Raw genomic sequence first — 22321 nt, 5'->3', positions numbered from 1 at the left:
CGTATCCATGAGCGATACACGACATAGGCTCGACAACCGGGAGTAGCGCGCTCTGGTTTGATCTGGTAAGTTCGCCCGCTTGCAGCCGCAGGGCCGGCAAGTGTCGGAGATGGAGCAATCCTGCGCAATGGATTACAAGAGTAGAGGCGGTCCATTCATGCCCACCCAAGCAAAGCAACAGATTCAATCGATCAGCGGTTTTGAACCTTATGTTGAAACTGCGGGCGAAGAGTACATGGGCAAGCCCATGCGCGAACACTTCACCAAGATCCTGAACAAGTGGAAACAGGACTTGATGCAGGAAGTCGACCGCACTGTTGATCACATGAAAGACGAAGCGGCCAACTTCCCCGATCCGGCTGACCGTGCCAGCCAGGAAGAAGAGTTCAGCCTTGAACTGCGCGCCCGTGATCGCGAGCGCAAGTTGATCAAGAAGATCGACAAGACCCTGCAACTGATCGAAGACGAAGAATACGGCTGGTGCGAATCCTGCGGCGTCGAGATTGGCATTCGCCGTCTGGAAGCCCGCCCAACCGCCGACATGTGCGTCGACTGCAAGACCCTGGCGGAAATCAAGGAAAAACAGGTCGGCAAATAATCGCCGACTGAACCTGAAACGGAGCGTACCCACGCTCCGTTTTCGTTTCCGCCGCTCCCTGCAGGAGCGAGCCCGCTCGCGAAAGCGCTCCCCCCCGAAGACATCGTCGCCCGGGGGCCAGACGAAGTAACATCCGCTCCATGACTGCCTGCACATCCTCCTCGTACATCGGGCGCTTCGCCCCCACCCCCAGTGGCTACCTGCACTTCGGTTCGCTGGCGGCGGCCCTGGCGTCCTACCTGGATGCCCGCGCCGTCGGCGGCCGCTGGCTGGTGCGCATGGAAGACCTCGACCCGCCCCGGGAAGAGCCCGGCGCCCAGGCGGCGATCCTCAAGGCCCTGGAAAGCTACGGCTTTGAATGGGACGGCGACATGGTCCGTCAGAGCGAGCGCCACGCGGCCTATGCCGAGGTTCTCAACCGCTTGTTCAACCAGGGCCTGGCCTATGCCTGCACCTGCTCACGCAAACAGCTGGAGCCCTACCACGGCATCTACCCGGGCCTGTGTCGCAACCTCGGCCATGCCCGGGAGCATGCAGCGATCCGCCTGCGCGTGCCGGAGCTGGAGTACCGCTTCACCGACCGGGTCCAGGGCGAGTACCACCAGCACCTGGGCCGGGATGTGGGGGACTTCGTGATCCAGCGCCGGGATGGCCTCTATGCTTATCAATTGGCCGTGGTGCTGGATGATGCGTGGCAAGGCGTCACCGACATCGTCCGCGGTTCGGACCTGCTGGACTCCACACCGCGTCAGTTGTACCTGCAGGAGTTGCTGGGGCTGTCCCAGCCGCGCTACCTGCATGTGCCACTGATCACTCAGCCGGACGGCCACAAACTGGGCAAGTCCTACCGCTCGCCGCCACTGACCGAAGATCAGGCGCCGCCCTTGCTGTTGCGGGCGCTGCGGGCCCTGGGGCAGAAACCGCCAAGCGAACTGGCCGGTGCCAGCGTGGCCGAGATCATGCGCTGGGGCATCGCGCACTGGGATGCCAGCTTGATTCCCCGCACGCCGAGCCTGCCGGAAGCGCAATTGAGCTGACGCCCCTTGCAGCCTGGCGCCCATCCGTTACCATCGCCGCACGTTTTCGGGCACGCAGACAATAAAGAGAGGCCGAGATGTACATCTATCGCTTGGTCCTGCTCCTGGTAGTGGGGATCTATCTGTTTTCCCCCGCCATCATGGATTGGTGGATCGATGCTACTGGCGCCTGGTATCGCCCGTATCTGCTCTGGCTGATTCTGATCGTCGTGACCTTCATCCTGCAGAGCCAAAAAGATGCCGATGAGCTTTAGCCTGACCCAGATGATCCTGATCAGCGCCGCCTACTTGCTGGTGCTGTTCGGGGTGGCCTGGATCAGTGAGCGCGGCATGATTCCGCGCTCGATCATTCGCCACCCGTTGACCTACACCCTGTCGCTGGGGGTCTATGCCAGCGCCTGGGCCTTCTACGGCACAGTGGGCCTGGCCTATCAATACGGCTACGGCTTTCTCTCCAGCTACCTGGGGGTGTCCGGTGCCTTCCTGCTGGCGCCGGTGCTGCTCTATCCGATCCTCAAGATCACTCGCACCTACCAGCTGTCATCCCTGGCGGATCTGTTCGCCTTCCGTTTTCGCAGCACCTGGGCCGGCGCCCTGACCACCATCTTCATGCTGGTGGGGGTCCTGCCCCTGCTGGCTCTGCAGATCCAGGCGGTGGCCGACTCCATCGGCATCCTCACCCATGAGCCGGTGCAGCACCGCGTGGCGCTGAGCTTCTGCGCGCTGATCACCCTGTTCACGATTTTCTTCGGCTCCCGGCACATCGCGACCCGGGAAAAGCACGAAGGCCTGGTGTTCGCCATCGCCTTTGAATCGGTGATCAAACTGATCGCCATCGGCGGCGTCGGCCTCTATGCGTTGTACGGGGTTTTCGATGGGCCGCAACAGCTGGAGCTCTGGCTGCTGCAGAACCAGACCGCCCTCGCTGCGCTGCATACGCCCCTGCAAGAAGGTCCATGGCGCACTCTGCTGCTGGTGTTCTTCGCCTCGGCCATCGTCATGCCGCACATGTACCACATGACCTTTACCGAAAACCTCAACCCCCGCGCCCTGGTCAGCGCCAGTTGGGGCCTGCCGCTGTTCCTGCTGCTGATGAGCCTGGCGGTGCCGCTGATTCTCTGGGCCGGACTCAAACTCGGCGCCACCACCAATCCGGAATACTTCACCCTGGGCATCGGCATTGCCGCCAACAGCCCGGCCCTGGCCCTGCTGGCCTATGTCGGTGGCCTTTCCGCAGCCAGCGGCCTGATCATCGTCACCACCCTGGCCTTGTCGGGGATGGCCCTGAACCATCTGGTGCTGCCGCTCTATCAGCCGCCGGCGGAAGGCAACATCTATCGCTGGCTGAAATGGACCCGCCGCGCCCTGATCGTCGCCATCATCATGGCCGGCTATGCCTTCTATCTGCTGCTGGGGGCCGAGCAGGACCTGGCCAATCTGGGAATCGTCGCCTTCGTCGCCACCCTGCAATTTCTGCCGGGCGTGCTGTCGGTGCTGTACTGGCCGACCGCCAACCGGCGTGGATTCATCGCCGGGCTACTGGCCGGGATCCTGGTGTGGCTGGTGACCATGCTGCTGCCGTTGATCGGCAACCTGCAGGGTTTCTATATCCCGCTGCTGAACATGATCTACGTCCTCGACGACACCAGCTGGCACATGGCAGCCATCGCGTCGCTGGCCGCCAACGTGCTGATGTTCACCCTGATCTCGCTGTTCACCAACGCCAGCAGCGAGGAAGCCAGCGCCGCCGAAGCCTGCGCCGTGGACAACGTGCGGCGCCCGCAACGACGGGAGCTGCATGCCGCCTCGCCCCAGGAGTTCGCCACCCAACTGGCCAAGCCGCTGGGAGCCAAGGCCGCGCAAAAGGAAGTGGAACAGGCCCTGCGCGACCTCTACCTGCCCTTCGACGAGCGTCGGCCTTACGCCTTGCGGCGCCTGCGGGACCGCATCGAAGCCAACCTCTCGGGGCTGATGGGACCAAGTGTTGCCCAGGACATGGTAGAGACCTTCCTGCCCTACAAGGCTGGCGGAGAAAACTACGTCACCGAGGACATCCACTTCATCGAAAGCCGGCTGGAGGACTATCACTCGCGCCTGACCGGCCTGGCAGCCGAACTCGATGCCCTGCGTCGCTACCACCGGCAAACCCTGCAGGAACTGCCGATGGGTGTCTGCTCCCTGGCCAAGGACCAAGAAATCCTGATGTGGAACAAGGCCATGGAGGAGCTGACCGGCATTCCTGCGCAACACGTGGTGGGGTCGCGCCTGAGCACCATCGCCAACCCATGGAAGGATTTGCTGCAAGGTTTCATCAATCTGCCGGACGAACACTTGCACAAGCAGCACCTGGCCCTCGATGGCCAGACCCGCTGGCTGAACCTGCACAAGGCGGCCATCGACGAGCCCCTGGCCCCGGGCAACAGCGGCCTGGTGCTGCTGGTGGAAGACCTCACCGAAACCCAGACCCTGGAAGACAAACTGGTGCACTCCGAGCGCCTGGCCAGCATCGGGCGCCTGGCCGCCGGGGTCGCTCACGAGATCGGCAACCCGATCACCGGCATTGCCTGCCTGGCGCAGAACCTGCGGGAAGAGCGCGAGGAGGACGGCGAACTGACGGAGATCAGCGAGCAGATTCTCGAACAGACCAAACGCATCTCGCGCATCGTGCAGTCGTTGATGAGCTTCGCCCACGCCGGCAGCCACCAGCACAACGACGAAGCCGTGTGCCTGGCCGAAGTCGCTCAGGATGCCATTGGCCTGCTGGCCCTGAACCGACGCAATTTCGAAGTGCAGTTCTTCAATCTGTGCGATCCCGACCACTGGGTTGATGGCGATCCTCAGCGCCTCGCCCAGGTGCTGATCAACCTGCTTTCCAACGCCCGAGACGCCTCCCCTCCCGGCAGCGCGGTACGCGTCAAGAGCGAGGCTTTCGAGCACACGGTCGACCTGATCGTGGAGGACGAAGGCAGCGGCATTCCCAAGAACATCATGGACCGGTTGTTCGAACCGTTTTTCACCACCAAGGACCCTGGAGAAGGCACCGGACTGGGCCTTGCACTGGTCTATTCCATCGTTGAAGAGCATTATGGACAAATCACCATCGACAGCCCGGCCGATCTACAAAGCCAGCGCGGCACCCGTATCCGGGTGACCTTGCCGCGTCATGTCGAAGCGACGTCCGCTGTGAACTGAGACCGTCGAGAGAATTGAATCAATGCCGCATATTCTGATCGTCGAAGACGAAACCATTATCCGCTCCGCCCTGCGCCGTCTGTTGGAACGCAACCAGTATCAGGTCAGCGAAGCCGGCTCAGTGCAGGAAGCCCAGGAACGCTTCAGCATCCCCACGTTCGATCTGATCGTCAGTGACCTGCGCCTGCCGGGTGCTCCGGGCACCGAACTGATCAAGCTCGGCCAGGGCACTCCAGTGCTGATCATGACCAGCTACGCCAGCCTGCGCTCAGCCGTGGACTCGATGAAGATGGGCGCGGTGGACTACATCGCCAAGCCTTTCGACCACGATGAGATGCTCCAGGCCGTGGCGCGAATCCTTCGGGATCGGCAAAGCGCCGAGAACGCAGCGCCAGATCGCCCTGCGGGCAAGGCCGGGGCGACCGCGGACAAGGCCGTTGCCGGCAACAGCAACGGTGAAATCGGCATCATCGGTTCCTGTCCGCCCATGCAGGACATGTACAGCAAGATCCGCAAGGTCGCGCCGACAGACTCCAATGTCCTGATCCAGGGCGAATCCGGCACCGGCAAAGAGCTGGTGGCCCGGGCGCTGCACAACCTGTCCAAGCGCGCCAAGGCGCCGATGATCTCGGTGAACTGCGCTGCCATCCCGGAAACCCTGATCGAATCCGAACTGTTCGGCCACGAGAAAGGTGCCTTCACCGGCGCCAGTGCCGGTCGTGCCGGCCTGGTGGAAGCGGCAGACGGCGGCACCCTCTTCCTTGACGAAATCGGCGAGCTGCCGTTGGAAGCCCAGGCCCGCCTGCTGCGCGTCCTGCAGGAAGGCGAGATCCGCCGGGTAGGTTCGGTGCAGTCGCAAAAAGTCGACGTGCGCCTGATAGCAGCGACTCACCGCGACCTGAAGAGCCTGTCGAAAATCGGCCAGTTCCGTGAAGACCTGTACTACCGCCTGCACGTGATTGCCTTGAAACTGCCAGCCCTGCGCGAGCGGGGGGCCGACGTCAATGAAATCGCCAACGCCTTCCTGGCTCGACAGAGTGCGCGCATCGGTCGTTCGGACCTGAGGTTCGCCGCCGACGCCGAACAGGCGATCCGTCATTACTCCTGGCCGGGGAACGTGCGTGAGCTGGAGAACGCAGTCGAGCGTGCGGTGATCTTGTGCGAAAGCCCGGAGATCTCAGCTGACCTGCTGGGCATCGATATCGAATTGAGCGACCTGGAAGACGACGACTTCGTCGGCCTCGCGCCACAGCCGGGTAACACCAGCCACGAACCTACGGAAGACCTTTCCCTGGAGGACTACTTCCAGCATTTCGTTCTTGAGCACCAGGACCACATGACCGAGACCGAGCTGGCACGCAAGCTTGGGGTCAGCCGCAAATGCCTGTGGGAGCGGCGCCAGCGTCTGGGCATCCCGCGCCGCAAGAGCGGGGTCGCCAGCGAAAGCTGAACCGAGGCTGTCGAATGTGCGGGTGACATTCGACAAAATGCAAAAAACTGTTACCCACATCATTGGACGTAACAAAAGCCGGGGCTAAAGGTAACGAAGCCCCGGTTTTTTTTCGTCTGAATAACAGTGCCAGAGGCTCCTAACCCCTTGTTTTACTGGGGATCGCAAAAGTTGGCACGGCACCTGCTATATGTTTGGTACAAGAACAATAACAAGCAATGCACAAGACAATAAAAATAAGACGAATCGACTCACGCACAATAAAAACAACACGGCGGAGGCGCAGCTAACTGATTCTTTTGGAGAGGCGTTGTATTTGGGGCTTGCCCCACAACCAGGCCGAGAACAACAAAAACTGCCCTAAGGCAGAGCCTGAACTGGTTGGATCGAAAGGTCATTGCAACTCAGCGATCAAAGCAATCCGTTTGCTCTTGGCTCCCGATTGGGAGCGTCACACTGGGTAAACCAGGTGACGAGGGCGATCAACAAAAACAAGAAGCCCAAAACCAATAATAAAAATAGAGCACGCAACTATTCTGGGGGAGCTTCGGCTCCCCTTGTGGTTTGTGCAATTCGTATTCCCCCCCGACGCAACCCTCGCCGCCCCGGTAACACGCGGTTTTGGGCAGACCTACACAAGTCGCGGCAGCTTCCTACACCATCCTTCGACTAAATGCTAGAATCCCGGCCCATCATGCGGTCATTCTTCGTTTTGGCCGAACATTCCTTCAAACAGTGCATCCCATGCTGAAGAAGCTGTTCCAGTCATTCCGTTCTCCCTTGCGTCGTACGCAACACCAACGCAGCACCCCTGAAGTGCTCAATAGCAGCCAACATTCGCTGCAACGTGCCCAATTCAGCCGGTATGCGGTGAATATCGTCGAGCGCCTGCAGAACGCCGGCTACCAGGCTTACCTGGTGGGTGGCTGCGTGCGCGACATGCTGCTCAACATCACCCCCAAGGACTTCGACGTCGCCACCAGCGCCACACCGGAACAGGTCAAGGCCGAGTTTCGTAACGCGCGGATCATTGGCCGTCGTTTCAAGTTGGTGCACATTCACTTCGGTCGCGAAATCATCGAGGTCGCGACCTTCCGCGCCAACCACCCGCAGAACGACGACGAGGAGGACAGCAACCAATCCTCCCGCAACGAAAGCGGGCGAATCCTGCGGGACAACGTCTACGGCACCCTGGAAGAAGACGCGCAACGCCGTGACTTCACCATCAATGCCCTGTACTACGATCCGGTCAGCGAGCGCATCCTCGACTACGCCAATGGTGTACACGACATTCGCAACAACCTGATCCGCCTGATCGGCGATCCTCGCCAGCGCTACCAGGAAGACCCGGTGCGGATGCTGCGGGCCGTGCGCTTCGCGGCAAAACTGAACTTCGGTATCGAAAAGCACACCGCGACGCCGATCCGTGAACTGGCGCCCATGCTGCGGGAAATCCCCTCGGCGCGCCTGTTCGAGGAAGTGCTCAAGCTGTTCCTCTCCGGCTACGCTGCCGACACCTTCGAAATGCTGGTGGACCTGCAACTGTTCGATCCGTTGTTCCCGGCCAGCGCCGAAGCCCTGGAATACAACCCGACCTACACCCACACGCTGATCAGCGAAGCCCTGATCAACACCGACTTGCGGATCAAGCAGAACAAGCCGGTGACCCCAGCCTTCCTGTTCGCCGCCCTGCTCTGGCCGGCCCTGCCGGCCCGGGTGCTGCGCCTGCAGGAACGTGGCATGCCGCCGATCCCGGCCATGCAGGAAGCGGCTCACGAGCTGATCGCCGAACAGTGCCAGCGCATTGCCATTCCCAAGCGCTTCACCATGCCGATCCGCGAGATCTGGGACATGCAAGAGCGCTTGCCGCGCCGCAGCGGCAAGCGCGCCGACCTGCTGCTGGATAACCCGCGTTTCCGTGCCGGCTATGACTTCCTGCTGCTGCGGGAAAGCGCCGGTGAGCAGACCGATGGCCTGGGTGAATGGTGGACCGATTACCAGGACGCCAATGATGCCGAACGTCGGGACATGATCCGCGAACTGAGCGGCAAGGAAGATGCCAGCGGTGCCCCTCGCAAACGCCGGCGCAGCAGCGGCGCCAAGCGCAAGCGTGCCGGCGGCTCCAACGCTTCGGGCGAATAGTGGATGGAACGTATCTACATCGGCATGGGCAGCAACCTGGCTGCCCCTGAAGAGCAACTGCGCAGCGCCATCGAGGCCCTGGCGCAGTTGCCCGACAGCCAACTGCGCGGCGTCTCGTCCTTCTATCAAAGCGACTCCCTGCTTCCGGGCCAACCGCGCTACACCAATGCCGTGGCGGCGCTGGACAGCAACCTCGACCCCCTGGCGCTGCTCGATGCCCTGCAGGCGATCGAAAACCAGCAGGGGCGCGAGCGAAACGAGCGCTGGGGGCCACGCACCCTGGACCTGGACATCCTCCTGTTCGGTGACCGTCTGCTCGACGAACCCCGTCTCAAGGTGCCTCATTACCACATGCACGCCCGCCCCTTTGTCCTCTATCCCCTGGCGGAACTGGCCCCTGCCGAGTTGCGGCTGGCCGATGGGCGCAGCCTCAAGGCACTGCTCGACGCTTGCCCATTTGTCGGCCTGGAACGCCTGGCCTGAGGGCTGAAACGGATCAGTAACGGCGGTAACACTCGCGGCGTAACAAGGCGGTAACACATCTAATTGACTTCCCGAGTCCTCATCACGACTATAGGCGTCCCGTTGCCGCCATCCCGGCGTTAAAGGGCGCAATTCAAGCGAGGCTTGTTCGCGGCGACCCCAGGAAACGTTAGGCCAAGACGCTTGTGCAACGGCGGTGGCACCCGCTGGTACAGAGCACCTTCTGGGCACAGAATGATGTGCGCAAGAGCGCCAAGACGAGTCCCGGCCGCACTTTCAAATCGCTTGGAACCAGGCTGTATAAGCACGACAAAAGACCGTGCGCCTGAAAAACGAAGAATCACGCGCGTTACTCGCAGTAGTTTCCAAAGCGCCTGAAATGAGGACCCCTTTTCATGCCAGACATCACTCTGACCACCCTGCAAAGCCTCAAGCAGAAAGGTGAAAAAATCACCATGCTGACCTGCTATGACGCGACCTTCGCCCACACCTGCTGTGAGGCCGGTGTCGAAGTCCTGCTGGTAGGCGACTCCCTGGGCATGGTGTTGCAAGGGCACGACAGCACCCTGCCCGTCAGCAACGCCGACATGGCCTATCACGTCGCAGCGGTCAAACGCGGCAACAACGGGGCACTGATCCTCGCCGACCTGCCTTTCATGTCCTACGCCACCCCCGAACAGGCACTGAGCAGTTCCGCCCAGCTGATGCAGGCCGGCGCGCACATGGTCAAGATCGAAGGCGCGGCCTGGCTGGCCGAATCGGTACGCCTGCTGAACGAACGCGGTGTTCCGGTGTGCGTGCACATGGGGCTGACGCCACAGACCGTGAATGTCCTGGGCGGCTACAAGGTCCAGGGGCGCAACGAGAGCCAGGCGCGGCAGATGCGTGCCGACGCCATCGCCCTGGAGCAGGCCGGTACGGCCATGTTGCTGCTGGAATGCGTGCCCAGCGAGCTGGCGGCGGAAATCACCCAGGCGGTGAAGATCCCGGTGATCGGCATCGGTGCCGGCAGCGCCACCGACGGCCAGGTGCTGGTGCTCCACGACATGTTGGGCCTGTCCCTCAGCGGTCGCTCGCCCAAGTTCGTGAAAAACTTCATGGCCGGCCAAGACAGCATCCAGGCGGCCTTGAGCGCCTACGTCGCAGAAGTCAAAGCCGTTACCTTTCCAGGCGCCGAACACGGGTTCTCCGCATGAATACAGTTAAAACCGTGCGCGAATTGCGCGCAGCGGTCGCTCGCGCCCGCAGCGACGGCAAGCGGATCGGCTTCGTGCCCACCATGGGCAACCTGCACAGCGGCCACGCCGCGCTGGTGGCCAAGGCCGCTCAGCGCGTGGATTTCGTGGTGGCCAGCATCTTCGTCAACCCGCTGCAATTCGGCGCCGGCGAAGACCTGGACAAGTACCCGCGGACCCTGGCTGCAGATCAGGAAAAACTGCTCGAAGCCGGCTGCCATCTGCTGTTCGCCCCCAGCGTCGAAGAAATGTATCCCGACGGCATGGCCGGACAGACCCGGGTCAGCGTGCCGCAACTGTCCGAGGGCCTGTGCGGTGCCAGCCGTCCCGGCCATTTCGAGGGCGTGGCCACGGTGGTCAGCAAGCTGTTCAACATGGTCCAGCCCGATCTGGCGGTATTCGGCCAGAAGGACTACCAGCAACTGGCCGTCATTCGCGCCCTGGTGCATGACCTGAACATGCCAATCCAGATCATCGGTGAACCGACCGTACGCGCCGATGACGGCCTGGCGCTGTCCTCGCGCAACGGTTACCTGAGCCCGGAACAGCGTGCCATCGCCCCGGCGCTGTACCGGAGCCTGCAGCAGATTGCCCAGGCCATCCGCGGTGGCGAACGCGATTATCCGAAGCTGCTGGCCGAGCAACAGCAGCAACTGGAAGACGCCGGCCTGCGCCGGGACTACCTGGAAATCCGTCACGCGAAAAACCTGCGTCCCGCCACCGCCGAAGACCGCGATCTGGTGATTCTGGTCGCAGCCTATCTGGGCTCCACCCGTCTGATCGACAACCTGCATCTGGACCTCGATACACCGGCATAAGCACCTGATTGCCCGAACCCCAACCTTCGGGCAAACTGCCGCCGGCTGGGGCCTGCAGCCAATACTGCAAGCCCCGTTCGAGGACCCGACCGAGGAATGTCCATGCATGCCATCTTGCCCAAGGTGCAACCGAGCGGCTCAAGCTTCAACCGCCCCGGTTGCGGATACTCCCCCGGTGATGCACTGGACCTTGCCAGAACCGGGCTCCCGGCCCAGGCCAGCCGATTCACCCCCTATTATTCCCACTGAAAACCCCTTTGCCGCCCTGATTGGCTGCGCAAGTACAAAATAGTACCGGCCACAAGTCGGACAAAGCCAAGACAGAACAGCACGCCGGGGTTACTGTTATCGCCCTGGGTGATTAATCGAATCAGCACAGGGCTGAGCGAACGAGGTCCTCGGGACCATGCAGGACGTTCCAGGCTTTTCAGTGTCCAAAAGGCAGTTCAAGCAAAAGGAAAACCGCAGCGATGGCGTACTACCGCACTCCTCACGACGTTACCGCTCTGCCCGCCTGGCAAGCGTTGAAAGACCACCGCCAAGCCATGCAGGATTTCAGCATGCGCGAGGCGTTCAATGCCGATCCACAGCGCTTCAGCCAATTCACCCTGAGCAGCTGCGGACTGTTTCTCGATTACTCGAAGAACCTGATCACCAGCCAGACCCGCGACCTGCTGGTGAACCTGGCCAAGGAAGTCGGCCTGGCCGATGCCATCAAGTCCATGCTCACCGGCGAGCTGGTCAACGCCTCCGAAGGCCGTCCGGCCCTGCACACCGCGCTGCGCCGTCCGGTTGGCGACAAGCTGTCGGTGAACGGCGTCAACGTGATGCCGGAAGTGCACAAGGTACTGAACCAGATCACCGAGCTGGTGGGGCGCATCCACGACGGCCTGTGGCGCGGCTACACCGAGAAGCCCATCACTGACGTGGTGAACATCGGCATCGGCGGCTCCTTCCTCGGCCCGGAACTGGTATCCGAAGCCCTGCTGTCCTACGCCCAGAAAGGCGTGCGCTGCCACTACCTGGCGAACATCGACGGCAGTGAGTTCCATGAGCTTTCGGCGAAGATCCGCGCGGAAACCACGCTGTTCATCGTGTCCTCCAAGTCCTTCAATACCCTCGAAACCCTGAAGAACGCCCAAGCAGCGCGGGCCTGGTATCTGGCGCAAGGCGGCTCCGAAGCCGAACTGCATCGCCACTTCATCGCCGTGTCGAGCAACAACGCCGCGGCGGTGGCCTTCGGGATTCGCGAAGAGAACATCTTCCCGATGTGGGATTGGGTCGGCGGGCGCTACTCGCTGTGGTCCGCCATCGGCCTGCCGATCGCCCTGGCCATCGGCATGTCCAACTTCAAGGAACTGCTGTCCGGCGCCTACACCATGGACCAGCATTTCCAGAGCGCGCCGTTCGAACAGAACATGCCGGTGCTGCTGGCCCTGCTGGGGGTGTGGTACGGCAACTTCTGGGGCGCGCAAAGCCACGCGATCCTGCCGTACGACCACTACCTGCGCAACATCACCAAGCACCTGCAGCAGTTGGACATGGAGTCCAACGGCAAGAGCGTGCGCCAGGACGGCACGCCGGTGGCCACCGACACGGGCCCGGTGATCTGGGGCGGCGTCGGTTGCAACGGCCAGCACGCCTATCACCAGTTGCTGCACCAGGGCACCCAGCTGATTCCGGCCGACTTCATCGTGCCGATCGTCAGCTTCAACCCGGTGGCCGACCACCATCAATGGCTGTACGCCAACTGCCTGTCCCAGAGCCAGGCACTGATGCTGGGCAAGACCCGCGCCGAAGCCGAGAGCGAATTGCGCGATAAGGGCCTGAGCGAAGCCGACGTGGCCAGGCTGGCGCCGCACAAAGTCATCCCCGGCAACCGCCCGAGCAACACCCTGGTGGTCGAGCGCATCAGCCCGCGGCGCCTGGGCGCCCTGGTGGCGCTGTACGAACACAAGGTCTTCGTGCAAAGCGTGGTCTGGGGCATCAACGCCTTCGACCAGTGGGGCGTAGAGCTCGGCAAGGAGCTGGGCAAAGGCGTCTACAACCGCCTGGTCGGCAGCGATGAAACCCTGGCCGACGACGCATCGACCCAAGGCCTGATCAACTACTTCCGCGGTCGTCACCGCGGCTGATCAGCCTTTCCTGCCCCGGGAGCCGCCACGCCGGCTCCCGTCCGGGCCCCTCTTGAACCTTCCTGACACTTGTGCGCAACCTTATGACTTGTCGCAAAACAAGAATAAGGAACCGTCATGTTCGATATCAGCACTTTTCCCAAAGCCGATGCCGTCCGCCGGGCGGCACAAATGAGTCAGGACGACTACCAGCACCTCTACCGTCAATCCATAGAACATCCGGACCAGTTCTGGGCCGAGCAGGCCAAGCGCTTCCTGCACTGGAGCAGCCCGTGGGACAGCGTGCACAGGCATGACATGCGCACCGGCGAGGCCAGTTGGTTCAGCGGCGGCCAGCTCAACGTCAGCTACAACTGCATCGATCGTCATCTGGAAAAACGCGGCGATCAGGCCGCCATCATCTGGGAAGGCGACAACCCCGCCGACTCCAAGCGCATCACCTACAAAGCACTTCACGGACATGTCTGCCGCCTGGCCAACGTGCTGAAAAGCCGTGGCGTGAAGAAAGGCGACCGGGTGTGCATCTACATGCCGATGATTCCCGAAGTAGCCTACGCCATGCTTGCCTGCACCCGGATCGGCGCCGTGCATTCGGTGGTGTTCGGCGGCTTCTCACCGGAGGCTCTGCGCGACCGGATTCTCAATGCCGACTGCCGCACCGTGATCACCGCCGATGAAGGCGTGCGTGGCGGCAAATGGGTCCCGCTGAAGAACAACGTCGACAAGGCCCTGCTCAGTTGCCCCGATGTCAGCAGCGTGGTGGTGGTCGAACGCACCGGCAGCCCGGTGAACTGGGTAGAAGGCCGCGACATCCACTACGAACAGGCCGTGGCCGCGGCCAGCGACCAGTGCCCCGCCGAACCGATGGACGCCGAAGATCCGCTGTTCATCCTCTACACCTCCGGCAGCACCGGCAAACCCAAGGGCGTGCTGCACACCACCGGCGGCTATCTGCTGCAGGCGGCCATGACCTTCAAGTACGTGCTGGACTACCGTGATGGCGAGATCTTCTGGTGCACTGCCGACGTCGGCTGGGTCACCGGCCACAGCTACATCCTCTATGGCCCCCTGGCCAACGGCGCGACCACACTGATCTTCGAAGGCGTGCCCAACTACCCCAGCACCTCGCGTTTCTGGGAGGTGGTGGACAAGCACCAGGTCAACATCTTCTACACCGCCCCCACCGCCTTGCGAGCGCTGATGCGCGAAGGCAGCGACCCCGTGCAGCGCACCTCCCGCAGCAGCCTGCGGCTCTTGGGCAGCGTCGGCGAGCCGATCAACCCCGAAGCCTGGGAGTGGTATTTCAATGTCGTGGGCGAGCAGCGCTGCCCGATTGTCGATACCTGGTGGCAGACCGAGACCGGCGGCATCATGCTCAGCCCCCTGGTCAGCGCCCGACAGGTCAAACCCGGCTGCGCCTCGACCCCGATGTTCGGCGTACAACCGGTGCTGCTGGACGACCAGGGCAAGGAGATCCAGGGCGTCGGCAGCGGCATCCTGGCGATCAAGGCCAGCTGGCCGGCGCAGATCCGCGGCGTCTACGGCGATCCCAAGCGCATGGTCGAAACCTACTTCGCGCCTTACCCCGGCTACTACTTCACCGGCGACGGCGCCCGGCGCGACGAGGATGGCAGCTACTGGATCACCGGACGCATCGACGACGTGATCAACGTCTCCGGGCACCGCATCGGCACCGCTGAAGTGGAAAGCGCGCTGGTGCTCCACGACAGCATTGCCGAGGCCGCCGTGGTCGGTTACCCCCACGACCTCAAGGGCCAGGGGATCTACGCCTTCGTCACGCCCATGCAGGGTGTCGAACCCAGCGAGGAACTGAAGAAGGAACTGCTGGCCCTGGTCAGCCGCGAGATCGGCAGCTTTGCCAAACCGGAGCTGATCCAGTGGGCCCCGGCCCTGCCGAAAACTCGCTCGGGCAAGATCATGCGGCGTATCCTGCGCAAGATCGCCTGCAACGAGCTGGACACCCTGGGCGACACTTCAACCCTGGCGGACCCCAGCGTGGTGGAAGGCCTGATCGACAAGCGCCTGAACGCTTGAGACCGGCGCGGCCAAGGCCGCGCCCTTTTTTCACTCTCCGCACCGAGCTGTCATGGAATTCATTCGCAGCCGTATCGAAAGCCAGGTCATGAGCCTGTCCGGCCTCTCGCTGGGCCAACTGGATCTGGAAAACCCCAAGGGCGACCCCGGCCTGTTCGGGCCGGGATCGGTCAGTTGGCAGGTGCACGCCGACTTCAGCAGCATGCTGATCGGCGGCATCAGCGCCCTGCTGTTGCAGGCCCTGCATCCCCTGGCCCTGGCCGGAGTCTGGGACCATTCGAATTTTCGCCAGGACATGATTGGTCGCCTGCGCCGCACCGGGCAGTTCATTTCCGGCACCACCTTTGGCTCCCGTCAGGACGCCGAGTGGCTGATCGACAAAGTGCGCAGCATCCACCTGCACATCGTCGGCACCGCCCCGGATGGCCGCCCTTATGCCGCCAGCGATCCGGACCTGCTGACCTGGGTGCATGTGGCGGAAGTCAGCAGTTTTCTCGCCGCGCACCTGCGCTACCTCAACCCTCGCCTGTCCGGGGCTGACCAGGATCGCTACTACGACGAGATCGCCCTGATTGCCGAACGCCTCGGAGCCCGGGACGTGCCCCGCTCACGGCGGGCAGTCGCCGATTACCTGCAAGCCATGCGTCCACAACTGCTGTGCGACGAGCGCAGCCACGAAGTGCTGCGTCTGCTCCAGGCCGCCCCCGCCCCCAGCCGACTGGCCAAGCCCTTTGGCTCACTGATGATGCAGGCCGGTATCGACCTGTTGCCGGACTGGGCCAGCGCCATGCTCAAGGTCAATCAGAACCCACTGCAGCGCCAGTTGATTCGCGCCAGTGTCAAACGCAGTACGCCGATGCTGCGCTGGGCGGTGCGCGACAGTTCGGTGCACCGGGCAAAACGGCGCATGGGCCTGTAGAAACACGACCGCTCAAGCACAACCCGACCGGCCGGTTCGCGATTGGCCGGTCCCAGGGCTTGTGTGCAACCATGATTTCCCCAATTTCAGGCGCTTGTGCCGGTCGCTCCACGAGCCCGCACCTTCACGGGCCCCTCCCCCCTAACCAGAGGATTCGAGCATGCAAGAGGTTGTCATCGTTGCCGCCACCCGTACCGCCGTGGGCAGTTTCCAGGGCTCCCTGGCGGGCATTCCCGCCGTTGACCTGGGCGCCGCGGTGATCCGCCAGCTGCTGGCCCAGACCGGCATCGACCCGGCCCAGGTCGACGAAGTGATCATGGGCCAGGTGCTCACCGCCGGCGCCGGGCAGAACCCCGCACGCCAGGCCGCGATCAAGGCCGGCCTGCCCCACGCCGTGCCTGCCATGACCCTGAACAAGGTCTGCGGCTCGGGCCTCAAGGCCCTGCACCTGGCCGCCCAGGCCATCCGCTGCGGCGATGCCGAGGTGATGATCGCCGGCGGCCAGGAAAACATGAGCCTGTCCAACTACGTGCTGCCCGGCGCCCGCACCGGCCTGCGCATGGGCCACAGCCCGATGATCGATACCATGATCAGCGACGGTCTGTGGGACGCCTTCAACGACTACCACATGGGCATCACCGCCGAGAACCTGGTGGACAAATACGCCATCAGCCGTGAAGCCCAGGACGCCTTCGCCGCCGCGTCCCAGCAAAAAGCCGTGGCCGCCATCGAGGCCGGGCGTTTTGTCGACGAGATCACCCCGATCCTGATTCCCCAGCGCAAGGGCGAGCCGCTGAGCTTCGCCACCGACGAACAACCGCGCCCCGGCACCACCGCCGAGGCCCTGGCCAAGCTCAAGCCGGCATTCAAGAAAGACGGCACGGTGACCGCCGGCAACGCCTCGTCGCTGAACGATGGCGCCGCCGCGGTCATGCTGATGAGCGCCAGCAAGGCCCGGGCCCTGGGCCTGCCGGTCCTGGCCCGGATCGCCGCCTACGCCAACGCCGGGGTCGACCCGGCGATCATGGGCATCGGCCCGGTGTCGGCCACCCGCCGCTGCCTGGACAAGGCCGGCTGGACCCTGGACCAGCTGGACCTGATCGAAGCCAACGAAGCCTTCGCCGCGCAATCGCTGTCGGTCGGCAAGGAGCTGGAATGGGATGCGAGCAAGGTCAACGTCAACGGCGGCGCGATTGCCATCGGCCACCCGATTGGCGCGTCGGGCTGCCGGGTGCTGGTGACCCTGCTGCATGAAATGCTCAAGCGCGATGCCAAGAAAGGCCTGGCGACCCTGTGCATCGGCGGCGGCCAGGGCTTGGCATTGGCCATCGAACGCTAACCACGCGCCCCTCCCCCGCCCCCTGTGGCGGGCTTGCCAGCGAAGGCGTTCGTAAGTGCGTCTTCGCCAGCAAGCCGGCTCCTACAGAAGGCGGGACGCTGGTAGACTGCGGCGCCTTACTCCTCTCCTCCAAGGCGCCCTGCATGTCTTCCTTGAATCAGGCGCTGCGCGCCGCCCTCGTTCACCGCCAGGAACTGCTCGCCGAGCTGCATCAGCAAGGCACCGACTGCTACCGTCTGTTCCATGGCAGCCAGGAAGGCGCGGGAGGTCTGGCCATCGACCGCTACGGCCCCCAACTGCTGGTGCAAAGCTTTCACCAGACGCTGGAACGCGACGACCTGCTGCAATTGCACGACACCATCAATCAGCAACTGAACCTGTCGACCCTGCTGGTCTACAACGACCGCTCCCGAGGCAACTCGCGCATCGATCGCGAAGACAGCGTGTACCGCGCCGAAGAGCCGGCCCTGCAAGACCTGATCGGACACGAGTGGGGGCTGAATTACCGGGTCCGTGGTCGCCATGCCGGACAAGACCCATTGCTGTTTCTCGATCTGCGCAACGCCCGCGGTTGGGTCAAGCAGCACAGCGCCGGAAAGAGCGTGCTCAATCTGTTTGCCTATACCTGCGGCGTCGGCCTCAGTGCCGCAGCCGGTGGTGCCCGGGAGGTGTGCAACCTGGACTTCGCCGAAGGCAACTTGGCGGTGGGTCGGGAGAACGGCCGGCTCAACCCGCATCTGCCCGACATGCAGTTCGTGCAGTCGGACTACTTCCCGGCGATCCGCCAGTTGGCGGGCCTGCCCATCAGCCAGCGACGCGGACAGAAACTGCCTGGCTACCCCCGTCTGGAGCAACGCCAATATGACCTGGTGCTGCTGGACCCGCCGGCCTGGGCCAAGAGTGCGTTCGGCACCGTAGACCTGCTGCGCGACTACCAGAGCCTGCTGAAGCCGGCGCTGCTGGCCACGGCCGAAGACGGTGTGTTGATCTGCTGTAACAATCTGGCCAAGGTGCCGATGTCGCAATGGCGCGAGCAAGTGTTGCGCTGTGCCGAAAAGGCCGGGCGCCCGGTGCGCGATTGCCAGGTCCTGGCACCTGCCGCGGACTTCCCTTCCCATGACGGCCAGCCGCCGTTGAAAACCCTGATCCTGCAACTTTGATCGAGCGCAGGAAATCTGAATATTCCTGAAGACTGGATGGGTTTCGGAACCGTAAACGCGTGCCATACTCCAAGGCACTTCCGATTCAGATAGATGAAGCCTCGCATGACCAAAGGATTGATTCGCGCTCTTTGCGCCTTGTTGACCGCTCTCGCCCTTTACAGTCTGCTGGGCTTTCTGATTCTGCCGGGCATCGCCTTGCGGGTGGCCAATCAGCAACTGGCCAACTACGCCACGACCCCGGCCCATATCCAACGCATCGAACTCAACCCCTTCAGCCTGGAGCTGACCGTCTGGGGCCTGAACATCGGCGAGCCGGGCAAGGAGCAGGTGGCCTTCGAACGCCTCTACGCCAACCTGCAACTGGACAGCCTGTGGACCCGCGCACTGCATCTGGCAGATGTCGAGCTGGACCAGCCCAAGACCGAAATCCTCTTTGACAAGGACGGCAAGCTCAACCTCCTGGCTCTGTTCAAGCTGCCCGCCAGCGAGCCGACCCCGAGCGATCCCAACGCCAAACCGTTTCCGGTGCGCATCGAGCGCATCAAGCTGGCCGGCGGCTACCTGCACTTTCGGGACCTGCGTCCCAGCGAACCCATCGAGTTCATCTACAACAAGCTCGATTTCGAACTGAAGAACCTCAGCACCCTGCCGGACGACAGCGCCGACATGACCCTGGTCGCCACTGGTCCCGAAGGCGGACAGATCGACTGGCGCGGCAACTTCAGCGTCATCCCGCTGACGTCCCAAGGCACCCTGAAGGTCAGCGACGGCAAGATGAAAGCCTGGTGGCCCTACGTGCGCGACGCAGTGCCACTGGTCCTCGAAGACGGGGTGGTCAACCTCAGCACCCATTACACATTCAGCCTGGCCAAGGAAACAGAGCTGCTGCTGGACAACACGTCCATCAGTGTCGCGCCCTTCGCCATCAAGGCTCCGGATGGGCGGCCACTGGCGCGCCTGGAGCGGCTGGAGGTCAGCGAAACCACCGTGGACCTGGCCAAGCAGCAGGTGATTGTCGGCAAGATCCGCAGCCAGAAGCTGGAAACCTGGGCCGCCCTTGAAGCCGATGGCCAACTCGACTGGCAGAAACTGTTTGCCAGCCAACCCGCCAAGCCGGCGCCCAAGCCACAACCGGCCGCCGCCGATTCCCCCAAGGAGCCTGCGCCACCCGGCAAGCCCTGGCAGGTGCTGCTCAAGGACGTAGAGCTGCGCAATTACCAGGTGCACCTGGCCGACCGCAAGGCCAAGCCGGCCGTGGCCCTGGATGTGGGCCCACTGAACCTCGACCTGAAGAATTTCGACAGCCTCAACCAGTCGCCTTTCAGCCTCAAGCTCGATACCGGCCTGGGCAAGCAAGGCAAGGTCACCGCCAGCGGCGAGGTCAATCTCAACCCCATCACCGCCAAGCTCAAGGTGCAGACCAAGGACATCGACCTGCGGATCGCCCAGTCCTACATCAGCCCCTTCATTCGCCTGGAATTGCGTAGCGGCATGCTTGGCAGCGACCTGGCCGTGGACCTGAAGAAAGTCGAGCCGCTGACTTTCAGCATCACCGGCCGCGCCGAAGTGGACCAACTGCACACCCTGGACACCCTCAAGACCCGCGACTTCGTCAAGTGGAAGCAGGTGGTGGTCGAAGGCCTGAACTATCAGCACGGTGACAGCCTGAGCATCAGCCGGGTCAACCTGATGCAGCCCTATGCGCGCTTCATCATCAACGATGACCGCACCACCAATATCGACGACCTGCTGATTCCACAACCGGCAGGCTCTGGCGGAAAACCCTCGGGCAAATCCGCCCCCGGCTCCAGCAGGCCGCTGGGCATCCACATTGGTGAAATCGCCATCAATGACGGTTCGGCCAACTTCGCCGACCTGAGCCTGACGCCCAACTTCGCCACTGCCATCCAGCAACTCAACGGGCATGTCGGCACCATCAACAGCCGACAGGCCAAGCCGGCGGAAGTCGACGTCAAGGGCAAGGTCGACCGCTACGCGCCAGTGACCATCAAGGGCAGCGTCAACCCGTTCGATCCAATGGCCGCCCTGGATATCGCCACCAGTTTCAAACGGGTGGAGTTGACCACCCTGACCCCCTACTCCGGCAAGTTCGCGGGCTTCCGCATTCGCAAGGGCCGGCTCAACCTCGACCTGCACTACATGATCACCAAGGGCCAGCTCAAGGCCGAGAACAAGCTGGTGGTCGAGCAGTTGCAGTTGGGCGAGAAGGTCGACAGCCCGGATGCCGTGGACCTGCCGATCCGCCTGGCCGTAGCCTTGCTCAAGGACACCGACGGCAAGATCTCCATCGAATTGCCGATCTCCGGCGACTTGAACAACCCGCAGTTCAGCGTCATGCCGATCGTCTGGCAGACCTTGCGCAATCTGGTGCTGCGCGCGGCCGAAGCGCCCTTCAAGTTCATCGGCGGCCTGATCTCCGGTGGCGGTTCGGAAGACTTGAGCAACGTTTCCTTCGCCCCCGGTTCCAGCGAGCTGAGCAAAGAGTCGGAATCGGCCCTGACCACCCTGGCCAAGGCCCTCAAGGAACGTCCGACCCTGCGCCTGGAAATCGAAGGCACCAGCGCCCAGAGCAGCGACGGTCCATTGATCGCCGAGCAGCGCCTGGAGCGGGAATACCAGTACAACTACTACAAGATCCTCCAGCGCCGCGGCGACAAGGTTCCGGCCCAGGCGTCCCTGCTGCAGGTTCCCGAAGGCGAGAAGGCACCGTTGCTGGAGGGCATCTACCGTACCCGCCTGAAGCAGCAGCCTCCGGCGGAATGGGCGCAGCTCAGCCGCGACGAACGCAGCGCCAAGCTGCGTGAAGGCCTGATCAAGTTCTGGAGCGGCAGCGACGTTCTGCTGCGCCAGCTGGGCCAGGAAAGGGCCAGCAGCATCAAGGACTTCCTGGTGGACAAGGGCCAGTTGGCCGACGACCGCGTTTACTTCATCGATGCCAACCTGGGCCAGGCCGAGAGCGACGGCAAGGTGATCACGCCGCTGCATCTGGACAGCGAATAAACTGCGCCCGGCGACGCCGTCGGGTCCACAACCAGCCCCCCACAATAGAACAGGCCCCGACACGCAGTGCCGGGGCCTGTAATGATCACATCCTTGTGATCTTCCGCATGAACTCATGAAAGAAGCGGCAGCCTTGCCATTGGGCGCGTCTGCCGCTTCCTCTCCCTGTCCAGGCGAGAAGCTGGAGTCTTACTCGGCTTTCAGGCCGTCAGCGGAGACTGCCTTGACGCCTTTGATTTTCTTGGTGATTGCCACGGCAGTGGCCTTCTGCGCTTCGGTGATCGCGACGGTGGACGACAGCGACACCACGCCCTTGTTGGTTTCGACCTTGATGTCGGTGCCAGGAATGCCTTTCTCGGTAACCAGATCGCTTTTCACTTTGGTGGTGATCCAGGTATCGGAAGTCGCCTCTTTGGCCTTGGTCACTTCACCGGCAGCCACAACCATGGGCGACTGGGTGCCTTGAGTAGTCTGCGCAAAAGCTGCGTTAGCCATGGTCAGGGTCAGAGCGGTAGCAGTTGCAGCAGCGATAGCAAACTTCTTCATACGAATAACTCCTGTTCTTTTAGTAAAGCCTGCTCCGAGTCCTGGCAGCAGGGTTACTGGGGATGTTGCAGGTGCTGTGCCAAGTCTGATGATCACAATTACTCGTTATAAAACAATAACTTAAAGAAAACTCGAAAAATCGGCAGCATGCAAAATGCACGACGGCTCGACAATCTGCATGCAAGTTG

At 62.7% G+C, this 22321-nt stretch carries 16 protein-coding genes; 15 read left to right on the top strand and 1 reads right to left on the bottom strand.

Annotated features, from left to right (window positions below; genetic code table 11):
• Positions 1-157 precede the first annotated feature (157 nt).
• From dksA to ACMGG8_RS08630, 15 genes are all read left to right on the top strand, one after another.
• Complete coding sequence (dksA, locus tag ACMGG8_RS08700; protein ID WP_011063504.1) at positions 158-598, top strand: RNA polymerase-binding protein DksA; 441 nt, start codon at positions 158-160, stop codon at positions 596-598.
• A 140-nt stretch (positions 599-738) separates the two neighbouring features.
• Positions 739-1635 (top strand): tRNA glutamyl-Q(34) synthetase GluQRS, encoded by an 897-nt coding sequence (gene gluQRS / locus ACMGG8_RS08695; protein ID WP_414159459.1) that lies wholly within the window; start codon positions 739-741, stop codon positions 1633-1635.
• 77 nt (positions 1636-1712) lie between these two features.
• Positions 1713-1889 carry a hypothetical protein gene (locus ACMGG8_RS08690; protein ID WP_003176118.1) on the top strand — a complete coding sequence of 59 codons (177 nt, stop codon included), beginning with the start codon at positions 1713-1715 and terminating at the stop codon, positions 1887-1889.
• On the top strand, positions 1873-4827 hold the full coding sequence (locus ACMGG8_RS08685) for a sensor histidine kinase (protein ID WP_161799193.1): 2955 nt from the start codon (positions 1873-1875) through the stop codon (positions 4825-4827). The genes ACMGG8_RS08690 and ACMGG8_RS08685 overlap by 17 nt, the downstream gene beginning before the upstream one ends.
• Before the next feature lie 22 nt (positions 4828-4849).
• Positions 4850-6277 carry a sigma-54-dependent transcriptional regulator gene (locus ACMGG8_RS08680; protein WP_060844656.1) on the top strand — a complete coding sequence of 476 codons (1428 nt, stop codon included), beginning with the start codon at positions 4850-4852 and terminating at the stop codon, positions 6275-6277.
• A gap of 744 nt (positions 6278-7021) precedes the next feature.
• Positions 7022-8419, top strand: coding sequence for a polynucleotide adenylyltransferase PcnB (locus ACMGG8_RS08675; protein WP_060841127.1), 1398 nt, complete (start codon positions 7022-7024; stop codon positions 8417-8419).
• 3 nt (positions 8420-8422) lie between these two features.
• Positions 8423-8902, top strand: a complete 480-nt coding sequence (gene folK / locus ACMGG8_RS08670; protein WP_414159458.1) for a 2-amino-4-hydroxy-6-hydroxymethyldihydropteridine diphosphokinase — start codon at positions 8423-8425, stop codon at positions 8900-8902.
• 395 nt (positions 8903-9297) lie between these two features.
• Positions 9298-10098: a 3-methyl-2-oxobutanoate hydroxymethyltransferase gene (gene panB, locus ACMGG8_RS08665; RefSeq protein ID WP_414159457.1), complete on the top strand. Its 801-nt coding sequence runs from the start codon at positions 9298-9300 to the stop codon at positions 10096-10098.
• Entirely contained in the window at positions 10095-10955 is an 861-nt protein-coding gene (gene panC / locus ACMGG8_RS08660; RefSeq protein ID WP_414159456.1) for a pantoate--beta-alanine ligase, read from the top strand. Before panB ends, panC begins: the two co-directional genes overlap by 4 nt.
• Positions 10956-11425: 470 nt before the next feature.
• The gene (gene pgi / locus ACMGG8_RS08655; RefSeq protein WP_060841131.1) at positions 11426-13090 is read left to right on the top strand and encodes a glucose-6-phosphate isomerase; all 1665 of its coding nucleotides are present in this window, start codon (positions 11426-11428) and stop codon (positions 13088-13090) included.
• A gap of 117 nt (positions 13091-13207) precedes the next feature.
• Positions 13208-15145 (top strand): acetate--CoA ligase, encoded by a 1938-nt coding sequence (gene acs / locus ACMGG8_RS08650; protein WP_414159455.1) that lies wholly within the window; start codon positions 13208-13210, stop codon positions 15143-15145.
• 52 nt (positions 15146-15197) lie between these two features.
• Positions 15198-16064, top strand: coding sequence for an oxygenase MpaB family protein (locus ACMGG8_RS08645; protein ID WP_108546548.1), 867 nt, complete (start codon positions 15198-15200; stop codon positions 16062-16064).
• Between the two features lie 160 nt (positions 16065-16224).
• Positions 16225-17403 (top strand): acetyl-CoA C-acetyltransferase, encoded by a 1179-nt coding sequence (locus tag ACMGG8_RS08640; RefSeq protein WP_414159454.1) that lies wholly within the window; start codon positions 16225-16227, stop codon positions 17401-17403.
• Positions 17404-17546: 143 nt separating this feature from the next.
• A complete protein-coding gene (locus ACMGG8_RS08635; RefSeq protein ID WP_060841135.1) occupies positions 17547-18563 on the top strand; it encodes a class I SAM-dependent rRNA methyltransferase in 1017 nt (338 codons plus the stop codon).
• Positions 18564-18668: 105 nt separating this feature from the next.
• Positions 18669-21587, top strand: coding sequence for a DUF748 domain-containing protein (locus ACMGG8_RS08630; RefSeq protein WP_414159453.1), 2919 nt, complete (start codon positions 18669-18671; stop codon positions 21585-21587).
• A gap of 189 nt (positions 21588-21776) precedes the next feature.
• Here the strand turns inward: ACMGG8_RS08630 and ACMGG8_RS08625 are convergent, their stop codons facing one another.
• Complete coding sequence (locus tag ACMGG8_RS08625; RefSeq protein ID WP_060841137.1) at positions 21777-22133, bottom strand: BON domain-containing protein; 357 nt, start codon at positions 22131-22133, stop codon at positions 21777-21779.
• Positions 22134-22321: the final 188 nt, after the last annotated feature.

Origin of the sequence: Pseudomonas sp. BNK-45 (assembly GCF_047456255.1) — a bacterium.
Taxonomy (GTDB): Bacteria; Pseudomonadota; Gammaproteobacteria; order Pseudomonadales; family Pseudomonadaceae; genus Aquipseudomonas.
This window is presented reverse-complemented; position numbering and strand designations above follow the sequence as displayed.

Bases quoted from the DNA above. Each gene is read 5' to 3' on its own strand.
- gluQRS (WP_414159459.1), top strand. From the start codon at position 739: ATGACTGCCTGCACATCCTCCTCGTACATCGGGCGCTTCGCCCCCACC.
- ACMGG8_RS08625 (WP_060841137.1), bottom strand. From the start codon at position 22,133: ATGAAGAAGTTTGCTATCGCTGCTGCAACTGCTACCGCTCTGACCCTG.
- ACMGG8_RS08690 (WP_003176118.1), top strand. From the start codon at position 1,713: ATGTACATCTATCGCTTGGTCCTGCTCCTGGTAGTGGGGATCTATCTG.
- dksA (WP_011063504.1), top strand. From the start codon at position 158: ATGCCCACCCAAGCAAAGCAACAGATTCAATCGATCAGCGGTTTTGAA.
- ACMGG8_RS08680 (WP_060844656.1), top strand. From the start codon at position 4,850: ATGCCGCATATTCTGATCGTCGAAGACGAAACCATTATCCGCTCCGCC.
- ACMGG8_RS08635 (WP_060841135.1), top strand. From the start codon at position 17,547: ATGTCTTCCTTGAATCAGGCGCTGCGCGCCGCCCTCGTTCACCGCCAG.
- ACMGG8_RS08645 (WP_108546548.1), top strand. From the start codon at position 15,198: ATGGAATTCATTCGCAGCCGTATCGAAAGCCAGGTCATGAGCCTGTCC.
- pgi (WP_060841131.1), top strand. From the start codon at position 11,426: ATGGCGTACTACCGCACTCCTCACGACGTTACCGCTCTGCCCGCCTGG.
- acs (WP_414159455.1), top strand. From the start codon at position 13,208: ATGTTCGATATCAGCACTTTTCCCAAAGCCGATGCCGTCCGCCGGGCG.
- folK (WP_414159458.1), top strand. From the start codon at position 8,423: ATGGAACGTATCTACATCGGCATGGGCAGCAACCTGGCTGCCCCTGAA.
- ACMGG8_RS08630 (WP_414159453.1), top strand. From the start codon at position 18,669: ATGACCAAAGGATTGATTCGCGCTCTTTGCGCCTTGTTGACCGCTCTC.
- ACMGG8_RS08675 (WP_060841127.1), top strand. From the start codon at position 7,022: ATGCTGAAGAAGCTGTTCCAGTCATTCCGTTCTCCCTTGCGTCGTACG.
- ACMGG8_RS08685 (WP_161799193.1), top strand. From the start codon at position 1,873: ATGCCGATGAGCTTTAGCCTGACCCAGATGATCCTGATCAGCGCCGCC.
- panC (WP_414159456.1), top strand. From the start codon at position 10,095: ATGAATACAGTTAAAACCGTGCGCGAATTGCGCGCAGCGGTCGCTCGC.
- ACMGG8_RS08640 (WP_414159454.1), top strand. From the start codon at position 16,225: ATGCAAGAGGTTGTCATCGTTGCCGCCACCCGTACCGCCGTGGGCAGT.
- panB (WP_414159457.1), top strand. From the start codon at position 9,298: ATGCCAGACATCACTCTGACCACCCTGCAAAGCCTCAAGCAGAAAGGT.